The organism is Candidatus Accumulibacter phosphatis (genome assembly GCF_012939955.1).
GTDB classification, from domain to species: Bacteria; Pseudomonadota; Gammaproteobacteria; order Burkholderiales; family Rhodocyclaceae; genus Accumulibacter; species Accumulibacter delftensis.
On record NZ_SPMY01000045.1, the window covers coordinates 51,752 to 63,772 of the forward strand.

Consider the following 12,021-nt stretch of genomic DNA (forward strand, 5'->3'; position numbering starts at 1 on the left):
GAGCACGTCGCGCAAGCAACTCACGAATCTCCCCTCCCCCCATTGCCGGGCCCCTCCCCAACATCATGCGAGCACACACGGCCTGGGGTCAGGCTGTGGGGTCAGGCTGTTTCCGGCGCAGCTTTGGGCTTGCGCGGCCGACGTGAACGCGGCGCCGGCTTGTTGACCGGCGCAAGCTCTGCAGGGTCGCTGCTGGCTGTGGCCGCGGCCGTTTCGACAGCGCCGAGGCTCGACTCCGCGGCCGGCTCAGCAGCGGCTTGACCACCTGGCGCAGCCGCAGGCGAATCGCTGCTAGCGTTCTTTGCGGCGGTCCGGCGGCGCCCGGTCGCACGGGGTTTTGCGGCGGGCCTATGCTGCGCGATGGCTTCCGGCGGCGAACCCTCGACTTCGCTTGCCATTTCGACCGAGGCTGGCGGCGTGAAAGCTTCTAGCGATTGGGGAATTTCGGGCGATGGTGACGCTGAAGACAAGGGCAGCGGGTCCGCAGATTTCGCAGATTCTGCATCTTCCAACGACTCGGAAGATGCAGACGCTGGCCTCACTTCGCGTAGCGTTGGCCGGTCGACGGGTTCGTTGCCGAGAGCAGCTTCCTGGCCTTGACAACTAGCACCTTCGATACCGTCGCTGCCCGCAGCCGTCGCAGCTGCCTCTTCGTCTTTGCCCGCCTTCTGCTCGCGGCCCCGCTTCGCAGCTTTCTCGCCGCCTTTTCGACGTCCTTGCCCCTTGCGGCGCCCTGCGGCCTGCTCAGCCTGCTCATCGGTCGTCGTCGCGCCCTCGCTGGGTGCTGCGGGCAATACCAGCAGCAGCCCCTCACTGCCCACCAACTCGACTGCCGCTTCCCCGCCGTTACTGCGATACACGTAGGTTCCCGACTTTTCGTCGCGACCAATGACCAGCAGGCCGCGCTTCTGCGCCTCTTCGAGCAGGTTGCCAAACGCCCGGAAGCCGTAGTACGACTCGTTGAAATCCGGCTTGCGCCGCTTGATCGCCTCCTTGAGCATCGACGCCCAGATCTTGCTGCTGTCGCCGCGCTCGCCAATCAGTGCATCGAAAGTGGCAACGGCCAGTTCGACGGCCTTGCTGCGACGTGCATCGAGCTCTGCCTTGCGTTGCGCATCCTCTTCCGGCGAACGCCTGACCGCGGGTTGGGCTTCCTTGGAATCCCGCCGCGCCGAGCGCTGGATCTCGCGCACCAGATCGTCATAGAAAATGAACTCGTCGCAGTTAGCGATCAGGAGGTCCGACGTCGACTGCTTGACGCCGACGCCAATCACCGATTTGGCGTTCTCGCGCAATTTGGAAACCAGTGGCGAAAAATCCGAATCGCCGCTGATGATCACGAAGGTGTCGACGTGCGACTTGGTGTAGCACAGGTCGAGGGCATCGACGACCAGCCGGATGTCGGCCGAGTTCTTGCCCGACTGGCGCAGGTGCGGAATCTCGATCAGCTCGAAGTTCGCCTCGTGCATCGCGGCTTTGAAGCCCTTGTATCGCTCCCAGTCACAATAGGCTTTTTTGACCACGATACTGCCCTTCAGCAACAACTTTTCCAGTACCGGCTTGATGTCGAACTTATCGTAATTCGCATCGCGAACGCCAAGTGCGACGTTCTCGAAGTCACAAAACAACGCCATGCTGGCGGTTTCGGGCGCTACGGCCATAATTCCATATTCTCCAGTGATTGTTGCGCCACGCCTGAGCATGGCGACTTGATGATCTGGTCCGAGAGCGCAAGGCAGTCGAAAAGCCCCGCCGCGGCAGACGCAGCCAACGAGAAGTGATCGACCAACTGTCAGGAAATGATCCGGAGCTCGACTTTCAGACGGCAGCTTCAGGGGACTCGGGATCCAGAGTCCATGCACGATGGTAAACAATTGCCTGCAGGAAGCAAGGAAAGTCTTTTTTCAGAGCGCTGATGGCGGCATCTGCCGCGAAGTCGTACCATTCGTACCATTCGTAGCCTTTGTACCATTTGTCGCATGAGTACATTGCCGCTCGACCTGGCGCAGTGAGGCGCGCGACCCCAACTTTCCCTGCGCTTGCGCATCACCTGCGATCAAACGGCTTTAGTGATCGCCACACCCCAAACCTCCCACGAAAGGAACGCCATGCGTCCGCTGCTACTCATTGTTGGCTTGGCCACGCTCATCGTCAGCGGCTGTGCAAGCAAGCCGCCGGCCCCTGCTACGCAGGCAGGCAAACCGGTCAAGCTGGGTCTGGCCCTCGGCGGTGGCGCAGCGCGCGGCTTTGCGCACGTCGGCGTGATCAAGACCCTGGAAAGTCAGGGCATCGTTCCCGACATCATCGTCGGCAGCAGCGCTGGCGCGGTGGTCGGCGCCCTCTACGCCGCCGGCAACAACGGCTTTGAGCTGCAGAAGCTCGCGCACCGCCTCGACGAGACGAAAATCAGCGACTGGTCGCTGCCCGACCGCGGCGTGCTCAAGGGGGACTTGCTGCAGAAGTTCGTCAATGACGCCGTCGGCCAGCGTCCGCTCGAGGCCCTGAACAAGCCTTTCGGGGCCGTGGCCACCGATCTGCGCAACGGCGACAGCGTCGTCTTTCGCACCGGCAACACCGGCATGGCGGTACGCGCTTCGGCGACCGTCCCGGGCGTCTTCCAGCCGGTACGCATCAACGGCCGGGAATACGTCGATGGCGGGCTGAGCAGCCTCATTCCGGTGCGCGCCGCACGCGAAATGGGTGCCGACGTGGTCATTGCCGTCGACATTTCGGCCCGCCCCAGCACCCAGCCGGTAAGCAGCACCTTCGACATTCTCATGCAGACCTTCACCATCATGGGGCAAAGCCTTGCTCGCTACGAGCTCAAGGAGGCCGACGTGGTGATTCGCCCGCAGGTCGGCGCCGTCGGCTCGACCGAGTTCCAGGCCCGCCACGACGCCATCCTCGAAGGCGAAAAAGCAGCGCAGGCAGCGCTGCCGCAAATTCGCGAAGCGCTCAAGAAAGCGGGGCGCAGCTGAGCTGCGTCGGCTCGCTGACCCGCGCCCCATGCGTCACCGTGGCTAGCCCTCGTCGCAGCACTGACCTGCCGCGATAGCCCTGGTGGACGAAGCAATGCGCCTGATCAAGGATTTCTCGACTTCGGCCGTAACTGCCGGCTTCGTCGCCGTTCTGATCGGCTTCACCAGTTCGGCGGTGATCGTTTTCCAGGCCGCCCAGGCGCTGCACGCAAGCCCTGCCGAGATCGCTTCCTGGATGTGCGCACTCGGCGTTGGCATGGGCTTGACCAGCATCGCCCTGTCGCTGCGCTTCCGGGTGCCGGTGCTGACCGCCTGGTCGACACCCGGTGCGGCGATGCTGATCACGAGTGCCGCCGGCGTCTCGATGCCGGAAGCGATCGGCGCTTTTCTCGTCTCCGCGGCCCTGATCACGGTCTCCGGCTTCAGTGGCTTGTTCGAGCGGATGATCAGCCGCATTCCGATCTCGATTGCTTCGGGAATGCTCGCAGGCGTCCTGCTGCGTTTCGGTCTCGACGCCTTCCTGGCCATGCAAAGCCAGTTCGTCCTCGTTTTCCCGATGTTCTGCGCCTACCTGCTCGGCCGCCGGCTGCTGCCGCGCTACGCGATCATCATGACCTTTCTCGTCGGTGTCGGTATTGCTGCCGGTCAAGGCTCGCTGCGCGTCGACGAGATCCACCTCGAACTGGCGATGCCGGTATTCATCACCCCGGAGTTGTCGTGGCAGGCGCTGATCGGCGTCGCGCTACCGCTCTACGTGGTGACCATGGCCTCCCAGAACCTCCCCGGCGTCGCCGTCATCCGCGCTTCGGGCTATCAGCTACCGATCTCGCCGCTGATCGGCTGGACCGGCGCCGCCAACCTGCTGCTCGCCCCATTCGGCGCTTACGCGCTGAATCTGGCGGCGATTACCGCCGCCATCTGCATGAGCCGCGAAGCGCACGAAGACCCCGAAAAACGCTACGTCGCCGCCATCGCCGCCGGCTTCTTCTATCTGCTGATCGGCGTTTTCGGGGCTACCGTCGGCTCGCTTTTCCTGGCCTTCCCGAAGGAACTGGTGCTGGCCATCGCCGGCTTCGCACTGCTCGGGACCATCGGCAGCGGCCTCGCCGCCGCCCTGAGCCAGGAAGCCGAACGCGAGCCGGCACTGCTGACTTTCCTGGCCACCGCTTCGGGAGTCGCCTTTGCCGGGGTCGGCTCGCCGTTCTGGGGCCTGCTCGCCGGACTGGCGGCATTGATCGTCCTGCGCAGCAAGCGCCGCCCCATCCAGCAGCCCTAGCCTTCGAGCGCCTCCCAGCGTTCGAGCAGCTGCACCAGCTGATCGTCGATTTCACTCAGCCGTGCCGCCAGCCGCTGCGCCTCCTCGGGTTGCGACTGGTACAACCGGGCATCGGCCAGACGCTCGCCGATCGCCTTCTGCTCGCTCTCCAGTGCACTGATCCGCTGTGGCAACTCCTCCAGCTCGCGCGCTTCCTTCCAGGAGAGCTTGCCGCCGCCCGGTTTTTGCGCAGCCGCCTTGGCGTTGGCCGTAGTCTCCGCCGCACGCGCGTCGCTGCGCTTGCCGCTGCTCGCCGCCAGCGCCTCGTCACGCAGGCGGCCCGCCTGGTAGTCGGCCCAGTCCTGATAGCCACCGGCGTACTCGCGCCAGGTGCCGTCGCCTTCCGAAGCGATGGTCTGGGTCACCACGTTGTCGATGAAAGCGCGGTCGTGACTGACCAGGAACAGCGTCCCGGTGTATTCCTGCAGCAACTCCTCGAGCAGTTCAAGGGTCTCGATGTCGAGGTCGTTGGTCGGCTCGTCGAGCACCAGCACATTTGCCGGACGCGCTAACAGGCGCGCCAGCAGCAGCCGGTTGCGCTCGCCGCCGGACAGCGAACTGACCAGCGAACGCGCGCGCTGCGGCGCAAAGAGAAAATCACCGAGGTAGCTGATCACGTGCTTGCGCTGGTTGCCGATCTCGACGAAGTCGGAGCCCGGCGAGATGACATCGATCAGCGTCGCCTCTTCGTCGAGCGCACTGCGAAACTGGTCGAAATAGGCCACTTCCACTTTCGTTCCCAGATACACCTTGCCCTGGTCCGGAGACAGCTCGCCGAGAATCATGCGCAACAAGGTCGTCTTGCCGGCGCCGTTCGGGCCGATGACACCGATCTTGTCGCCACGCTGCAAGCGACAGGAGAAATCGCGCACCACCGCCTTGTCGCCGTAGCTCTTGCTGACATGTTCGAGCGCCGCCACCAGCTTGCCGCTCTTGACCCCGGCGTCGAGCGCCAACTCGACCTTGCCCTGGCGCTCGCGTCGCGCCGCCCGATCACGACGCAACTGTTCGAGGCGCAGGACTCGCCCTTCGTTGCGCGTCCGCCGCGCCTTGATACCCTGGCGAATCCAGACTTCTTCCTGGGCCAGGAACTTGTCGGAACGGGCATTGTTCTGCGCCTCGTCGTGCAGCATCATCTCCTTGCGCGACTGGTACTCGCCGAAACTGCCCGGACAGGACATCAGACGACCACGGTCGAGTTCGACGATGCGTGTCGCCACGCGCTCGAGGAAACGCCGGTCGTGAGTGATGAACGCCAGCGTCACCCCCGACGAGACCAGCATTTCCTCCAGCCACTCAATGGCGCCGATGTCGAGATGGTTGGTCGGCTCGTCGAGCAGCAACAGCTCCGGCGAGACAGCGAGCGCCTGCGCCAGCGCCAGGCGCTTCTTCTGGCCACCGGAAAGCGTTCCCACCAGCGCGTCGGCGTCCAGCGAGAAGCGCTGGATGACCCGCTCGGCCTGCGCCTCGAAGGACCAGGCGTCACGCGCTTCGAGTTCCGTCTGCAGGAGCTGCATGCGATCGAGCAATTGCTCGTGATCAGCGTCCGCCTCGCCCAGCGCGTGCGACACCGCGTGATACTCGGCGAGCAGCTTCGACAGGTCACCCATGCCGGCAACGACCGCCTCGAAGACGCTCAACGCCGGGTCGAAGGGTGGCTCCTGCGGTACATAGCCGATACGCAATCCCGGCTGTCGCCACACCGCCCCATCGTCGAGCCCCCCCCGTGCCCGCCAGCGCGCAGAGCAGCGACGACTTGCCGGTGCCGTTGCGGCCAATCAGCGCCACCCGTTCGCCAGGGTCCAGCTGGAATTCGGCGTGGTCAAGAAGCGGCACATGGCCGAAAGCGAGCGAGGCGTCGGAGAGAATCAGATACGGCATGAGGGCGGGTAAGTTTCCTGTGGGGGGGGTGGTCCTGCTGGGGATACTCAGCCAAGATGCGCGCCGGTGGAAGCCAAGAAATCGACGAGAACGGCAGCAGCGCGGCAAGAGCGCGCGATTTTACTCCGATGCGCGCTCCGGCAGGTTCAAATCGGGCCAAGGGCTGCCCTTACAGTTCGCGGCCCACGATGAATATGGCCACAAAGTCGAATTGGCGAAATCGAAGGCAGCGGCTACAATACGCGCCCCTCTCCTCGTAGCACAATGGATAGTGCACGCGCCTCCTAAGCGTGGGATACAGGTTCGATTCCTGTCGAGGGGACGATAACAAGCGCCGCGACCGTCCGCAGCAGTCCATAACTGGTAGTAAATACCAGGAATGGAACGGTTCTTGGCTCCCCGGAGGGCGCGCAGGTGAAACTCGAACAGCAGGCTGCACTTCTGTAGTCAGTCCCACCAGCGACCGGCGGTGCGCCGGTCCGGCGGGCTGCCGAGTGCACGGCGCTGATCGGCGCGTTCGCGCAACAGCCGTTCGAGGTGGGCTTGCTGCACCGACCAGTCATGCCAGCAGCGCGCTGCGATGCACGCCGGCGGACGCGAACAGGTGCGCCTACAGCCGGAGCAGCAGTAGCGGCAGATCGGTATCGGATTGAGTGAAACCTGCCCGGCTCGGCGGTCGGCCTTGCGCTCATAGTGCCCGTGTGACCAGAGGATCTTGAGCCCGCAATGCGGGCAGCACGGCGGCCGATACACTTCGGGGGTTTGCCTGACGGCCTCAAGATGCTGCTCGATCGTGTCGATGCCGGCTACAATTCGCTGCATGGGCTGGGCTCTTTTCTATGTGGGTTGTCTCGATAACTTTCCACGATAGCAGCGGTCTCCCGGCCCATCTTTCGTTCACTTCGTCCCAGCCTCGTTCAGGCAGCACCCCTCCCTTCGCTCTCGCCGTTCATGGGATAGGCGACGTCGTCAGTTACTGGAGAGCGGCGGACGTAACACTTGCGACGACGCATCGGAGGCTCGCCGTCGCAGCTCGGAGCCTTGCGCCTGAAGCTCCGAGCCTTGCGCGCGGAGCGCGCTGCCTGTCGCGGCGCACAGGCCGTGGCGACCGGACTCGGCTGACGCTTGCGGCTGTAGCGAGCGGCCATCGCTTCCTTCAAGGCATCGACCCCGGCGCCCTTGCCGAAGACCTTGGCCAGCGCATAACCCTCGAGCGCGGCCGTCAGGATGTCGCTGCCGAGCGCGATTTCGGTGTCGTCGGCCCCGGCTACCCGGCTGCGCTGCGGCACGGCAAAGGGCCGCGTCGTGCATCGACAACAAGCCGCGCGCTCGGTCGCCCAGTGTCTGACGAACTCACCGGGTACGCCGGCCGCCGAGCAGGCGACGACCGGCAAGGGTGTTTCTTCGCTTCCCGGAATCGTCATCGACAAGCGCCGCACGAGCGCTGATAGCGCCACGTCACAAGAGCCATCGCCATGCCGGCTACTCGTCATTGCCCAATTAATCGGGCGATCCTCATCTCGCCGGCGGCTGCGGCAAATGGAGAACCCAAGTACGATCTTCCGGCTCCAACCCCTCCAAATTGACCGGGCCGGACGGCCGCCCGTGACACGCGATTGCTTGTCGATGGCCGCTTTGCAGTACGATTACCGGGCGGCGTCTTTCGGCCAAGACCAGACAACGCAGCCTGATAAGATCGAGACGCACGAGCTGCTGATTGCCCTTTCGAAACCGGACGCTTGGGTATCGGTAGCGACGTACGCTTAGCGTGAATTCCTGCTGGAGAAAGTTACATTGATAACCAAAGCCATTGCTGGAATAAACATCGCGCTTACCTGTGTCTTTGCATCGTTTTTTTTCTACCTTTGTCTGCGCTCTAGAAACCACGAAGTTGATTAATGTTGTACAAGCTGAAGAGAATGCGCTACAAGCCAGAGTAGGCATGACGGTGTTTGACGCAAACACAGGGACGACTTGGCAATATCGGGGCGACGAACGGTTCCCTCTGAATAGTACGCACAAGATATTTTCCTGCGCAGCATTGCTCGCGAAGGTCGATGGGAAGTCTCTATCACTAGATCAATCCGTATCCATCTCGAAGGAAATGTTGGTCACCTATTCGCCGATTACCGAAAAATCGCTGTCTCCTCAAACGATGACATTTGGCGAGGTTTGCCGTGCAGCGGTGAGCTATAGCGACAACACGGCCGCAAACGTTGTCTTTGATGCCATTGGAGGAACAACCGGATTCAACTCATACATGCAATCCATCGGCGATGATCAAACCAGGCTCGACCGCAAAGAACCTGAGTTGAACGACGCAACACCGGGTGACGAGCGTGATACCACCACCCCCAACGACATCGTTAGCAGCCTGAGAAAAATCCTCCTTGGGAACGGGCTGTCGGTTTCATCCCGAAACGTGCTGACACAATGGATGCTGGACGATCAAGTCGCCGGTGCGCTACTGCGAGCTTCACTGCCATCCAACTGGAAGATTGCCGACAAGACCGGAGCGGGTGGCTACGGCTCACGCTCGATCGTGGCGGTAATCTGGCCGCCATCGAAGCAGCCAGTGGTGGTTGGCATTTATGTCACGCAAACCAAAGCATCCTTGCAGGCCAGCAATGAGGCGATTGCAAGAATAGGAGCGGCACTGAAAGAAGCGATCGGCCGTTGATGCATCAAACTTTCTGAGGACAAGGGCGAACGGCAGGTATCGGATCTGGAGTCGACTATTGATAAGGAAAAGATCATCCGACCGTTGTGGGTCGTTTGCTGCAGCAGCAGAACTAAGAACCGGCCGTCCAGAATGGTTCTCGGCGTTGCTCGGCCCAAGCTGTCTGCACCGGCCAGCTGAATGGTGAATGGTGAATGCGGCGCGACAAGCAGCCCGCACGTCACTGCGAGGGTGGGCAATGACGGTGGGTGCGAAATGCTTGCCGAAAGTCTCATCAAAAATGCAACACAACACTCGCATCGAGTCGGAAATCTACCGCCCTCCCTTGGCACGTCTCCCGACAACAATCAGCGCGACAGTGGCCACGGCGACAAACAGCATCATCGGCTCAATCGCTTCTCCCAGCAATAATGCGGAAAATCCCAGCGTAAGAAATAGTTGGAGCAACTGTACCTGACTCACTTTGGCAATTCCGCCCATGAGCAATCCGCGATACCAGAAGAAAAATCCGATCCACTGACTCATCAGGCCCAGATAAACAAAAGCCAGCCACCCTGTCAAAGGCACTGCGGCCAGGCTAACCGGGCTTACGTATAACATATACGGCAGCGTCACTGGCAAGCCCGCGAGTAGCGCCCAGGAAATCACTTCCGGACCGCTGATGTACTTTGTGGCGATTGCTCCACAGGCATAGCCAAGCGCTCCGAGCAAAACCCCCATCAGCAGTAGAGCATCAGGGGTATGCAATGTTCCCGAGGCATGAACCCAGGCGTATCCGCAGACCAGGCAAGTGCCAACTGCGGCACAAACCCAGAAGGCGGCTGGCAGGCGTTCGCGATTCAGGCTGGCGCCGATAACGGCGGTGGCCAGAGGAAGAATGCCGTTGATAACCGCCGAGTGACTCGATGACACCCATTGCAGGGCAAGGGTATTGAGCAATGGCCAGCCAAAGACAACGCCTGCTGTTGTGCCAAGCAAAGGCCACCAGGCTTCACGGGGAGGTGGTTTTCGCTTTGTCAGAAGCAGATAGGCCATGCCGGCGAATGCTGCCAACACCGCGCGCCCGGCCCAGACAAACCATGCCGACATCAGGTCGCCGGAAAGCGCGATTTTTGTGATCGGCATTGTTAGGCTGAAAATCAGTACGCCAAGAGCGCCCAATATCAAACCACGGACAGACGGAGTCATCAAGAGTGGGTCCCTGAGTCAAGAGCGCCATCTAAGTCTGCCGGCGATGATGGCAGGCCTCAACTGACTGGCGGATTATCGCGGCAGAGCCGTCTTCGCCAAAATGCCTTCGCCAAAAAAAATGCCGCGCGCGGCACTCGGCGCGCGCGGGCAATTGCGGGGAGGCGCCCGCCCCCCATTGGATCAGCGAACCTTGCCGGCCTTCCACGCGTTCAGCAGCGTCTCATAGGCGATGGTCTCACCCTTGGGCTTTTCGTTAGCCAGTTTCTTCCACGGAGCGCCCTTGTCGCTCAGCCACTTGCTCGGGTCGCTCTTCGGGTTCAGCTTCGGTGGGCAGTGAGCCATGCCGGCGCGCTCGAGGCGAGCCATCACCTGGTCCATCTCCTCGGCGAGGTTGTCCATCGCCTGTTGTGGAGTCTTCTCGCCGGTCACGGCGACAGCCACGTTCTTCCACCACAACTGCGCCAGCTTCGGGTAATCCGGCACGTTGGTGCCGGTCGGCGTCCACGCGACGCGTGCCGGGCTGCGATAGAACTCGACCAGGCCACCCAGCTTGGGGGCCATGTCGGTCATCGCCTGGCTCTGGATGTCGGACTCACGAATCGGCGTCAGGCCGACGATGGTCTTCTTCAGCGAGGTCGTCTTGGCGGTGATGAACTGCGCGTACAGCCAGGCAGCGGCCGTCTTGTCGGCGTCGTGCGCCGCAAAGAAAGTCCATGAGCCGACGTCCTGGTAGCCGTTCTGCATGCCCTGCTTCCAGTACGGGCCGTTCGGGCCGGGGGCCATGCGCCACTTCGGAGTGCCGTCGGCGTTAACCACCGGCAGGCCGGCCTTGATCATGTCGGCGGTGAACGCCGTGTACCAGAAGATCTGCTGCGCGATCTGGCCTTGCGCGGGCACCGGGCCGGCTTCGCCGAAAGTCATGCCGGTGGCCTCTTTCGGGGCGTATTGCTTCATCCAGTCGACATACTTGGTCAAGGCGTACACCCCGGCCGGCGAGTTGACGGCGCCGCCGCGCGAGACCGAGGCGCCGACCGGCGTGCACTTGTCGTCGGCGACGCGAATCCCCCATTCGTCGACCGGCATGCCGTTCGGGATGCCGATGTCGGCCGTGCCGGCCATCGACAGCCAGGCGTCGGTGAAACGCCAGCCCAGCGAAGGATCTTTCTTGCCGTAGTCCATATGGCCGTACACCGGCTTGCCTTCGATGCTCTTCACCTCATCGCTGAAGAAGGCGGCGATGTCTTCATAGGCGCTCCAGTTCAGTGGTACGCCGAGTTCGTAGCCGTATTTGGCCTTGAACCGGTCTTTCAGGTCCTGGCGCGCGAAGAGGTCGGCGCGAAACCAGTACAGGTTGGCGAACTGCTGGTCGGGAAGCTGATACAGCTTGCCGTCCGGTGCGGTCGTGAAGCTGGTGCCAATGAAATCCTTCAGGTCCAGTCCTGGGTTCGTCCACTCCTTGCCCTTGCCGGCCATGTAGTCGGTCAGGTTCATGATCTTGCCGTAGCGATAGTGGGTGCCAATCAGGTCGGAGTCGGAAATCCAGCCGTCGTAGATGGACCTGCCCGACTGCATCGAGGTCTGCAGTTTCTCGACGACATCGCCCTCCTGGATCAGGTCGTGCTTGACCTTGATGCCGGTGATCTCCTCGAAGGCCCTGGCCAGGGTCTTCGATTCATACTCGTGGGTGGTGATGGTCTCGGATACGACCGAGATCTCATTGACTCCCCTGGCTTGCAGCTTCTTGGCGGCGTCGATGAACCACTTCATCTCGGCCATCTGCTGATCCTTGTTCAGCGTCGATGGCTGGAACTCGGTATCAATCCATTTTTTGGCCTCGGATTCGCCGGCCCAGGCCTGACTGGCGAGCGCGCAAGCGATAGTGAGGGCCATCGTCGTGTGGCGTAGTTTCATTGGTCGTCTCCTCGGTGCACATGCATCCCCGTGAATAGCCTTGCTCAGCACGGCCCCGGGGACGC

General features: G+C 62.2%; 10 protein-coding genes, 1 tRNA gene and 2 pseudogenes. 4 read left to right on the plus strand and 9 right to left on the minus strand.

Going from position 1 to position 12,021, the window contains the following annotated elements:
- Positions 1–101: 101 nt before the first annotated feature.
- Positions 102–1,661 carry an NYN domain-containing protein gene (locus E4Q23_RS15795; RefSeq protein ID WP_169067525.1) on the minus strand — a complete coding sequence of 520 codons (1,560 nt, stop codon included), beginning with the start codon at positions 1,659–1,661 and terminating at the stop codon, positions 102–104.
- Positions 1,662–2,108: 447 nt separating this feature from the next.
- Between E4Q23_RS15795 and E4Q23_RS15800 the strand changes: the two genes are divergently transcribed.
- On the plus strand, positions 2,109–2,978 hold the full coding sequence (locus tag E4Q23_RS15800; protein WP_169067526.1) for a patatin-like phospholipase family protein: 870 nt from the start codon (positions 2,109–2,111) through the stop codon (positions 2,976–2,978).
- A gap of 82 nt (positions 2,979–3,060) precedes the next feature.
- Positions 3,061–4,254 (plus strand): benzoate/H(+) symporter BenE family transporter, encoded by a 1,194-nt coding sequence (locus E4Q23_RS15805; RefSeq protein ID WP_423753352.1) that lies wholly within the window; start codon positions 3,061–3,063, stop codon positions 4,252–4,254.
- On the opposite strand, the gene E4Q23_RS25310 is transcribed toward E4Q23_RS15805, so the two are convergent.
- The 4 genes and pseudogenes from E4Q23_RS25310 to E4Q23_RS25325 all read right to left on the minus strand — a co-directional run bounded on the left by E4Q23_RS25310 (position 4,251) and on the right by E4Q23_RS25325 (position 6,174).
- Positions 4,251–4,787, minus strand: a complete 537-nt coding sequence (locus E4Q23_RS25310) for a hypothetical protein (protein WP_423753356.1) — start codon at positions 4,785–4,787, stop codon at positions 4,251–4,253. The two genes, E4Q23_RS15805 and E4Q23_RS25310, sit on opposite strands and share 4 nt — an antisense overlap.
- 33 nt (positions 4,788–4,820) lie before the next feature.
- Positions 4,821–5,132: pseudogene (locus E4Q23_RS25315) on the minus strand (ATP-binding cassette domain-containing protein); the annotation flags it as partial.
- Positions 5,133–5,672: 540 nt separating this feature from the next.
- A pseudogene (locus E4Q23_RS25320) lies at positions 5,673–5,996 on the minus strand (ABC transporter ATP-binding protein); the annotation flags it as partial.
- Entirely contained in the window at positions 5,896–6,174 is a 279-nt protein-coding gene (locus E4Q23_RS25325) for an ATP-binding cassette domain-containing protein (RefSeq protein ID WP_423753353.1), read from the minus strand. The pseudogene E4Q23_RS25320 and the gene E4Q23_RS25325, both read right to left, overlap by 101 nt.
- A 250-nt stretch (positions 6,175–6,424) precedes the next feature.
- Here E4Q23_RS25325 and E4Q23_RS15815 point away from each other — a divergent pair.
- A tRNA-Arg gene (locus E4Q23_RS15815) sits at positions 6,425–6,496 on the plus strand.
- A 125-nt stretch (positions 6,497–6,621) separates the two neighbouring features.
- On the opposite strand, the gene E4Q23_RS15820 is transcribed toward E4Q23_RS15815, so the two are convergent.
- Complete coding sequence (locus tag E4Q23_RS15820) at positions 6,622–6,996, minus strand: hypothetical protein (protein ID WP_211203789.1); 375 nt, start codon at positions 6,994–6,996, stop codon at positions 6,622–6,624.
- A gap of 95 nt (positions 6,997–7,091) precedes the next feature.
- A complete protein-coding gene (locus E4Q23_RS15825) occupies positions 7,092–7,598 on the minus strand; it encodes a hypothetical protein (RefSeq protein WP_169067527.1) in 507 nt (168 codons plus the stop codon).
- A 413-nt stretch (positions 7,599–8,011) separates the two neighbouring features.
- On the opposite strand from E4Q23_RS15825, the gene bla reads away from it, so the two are divergent.
- Positions 8,012–8,854, plus strand: a complete 843-nt coding sequence (gene bla, locus E4Q23_RS15830; protein ID WP_169067528.1) for a class A beta-lactamase — start codon at positions 8,012–8,014, stop codon at positions 8,852–8,854.
- Positions 8,855–9,166: 312 nt separating this feature from the next.
- Here bla and E4Q23_RS15835 read toward each other — a convergent pair whose 3' ends face one another.
- Together E4Q23_RS15835 and E4Q23_RS15840 are read right to left on the minus strand one after the other, a co-directional pair.
- Complete coding sequence (locus E4Q23_RS15835) at positions 9,167–10,042, minus strand: DMT family transporter (RefSeq protein ID WP_169067529.1); 876 nt, start codon at positions 10,040–10,042, stop codon at positions 9,167–9,169.
- 183 nt (positions 10,043–10,225) lie between these two features.
- The gene (locus E4Q23_RS15840) at positions 10,226–11,956 is read right to left on the minus strand and encodes an ABC transporter substrate-binding protein (protein ID WP_169067530.1); all 1,731 of its coding nucleotides are present in this window, start codon (positions 11,954–11,956) and stop codon (positions 10,226–10,228) included.
- Positions 11,957–12,021: the final 65 nt, after the last annotated feature.

Coding starts and splice junctions, on each gene's coding strand:
- E4Q23_RS15795 (WP_169067525.1), bottom strand. CDS start 1,661: ATGGCCGTAGCGCCCGAAACCGCCAGCATGGCGTTGTTTTGTGACTTC.
- E4Q23_RS15800 (WP_169067526.1), top strand. CDS start 2,109: ATGCGTCCGCTGCTACTCATTGTTGGCTTGGCCACGCTCATCGTCAGC.
- E4Q23_RS25325 (WP_423753353.1), bottom strand. CDS start 6,174: ATGCCGTATCTGATTCTCTCCGACGCCTCGCTCGCTTTCGGCCATGTG.
- E4Q23_RS15820 (WP_211203789.1), bottom strand. CDS start 6,996: ATGCAGCGAATTGTAGCCGGCATCGACACGATCGAGCAGCATCTTGAG.
- E4Q23_RS15825 (WP_169067527.1), bottom strand. CDS start 7,598: ATGACGATTCCGGGAAGCGAAGAAACACCCTTGCCGGTCGTCGCCTGC.
- E4Q23_RS15835 (WP_169067529.1), bottom strand. CDS start 10,042: ATGACTCCGTCTGTCCGTGGTTTGATATTGGGCGCTCTTGGCGTACTG.
- E4Q23_RS15840 (WP_169067530.1), bottom strand. CDS start 11,956: ATGAAACTACGCCACACGACGATGGCCCTCACTATCGCTTGCGCGCTC.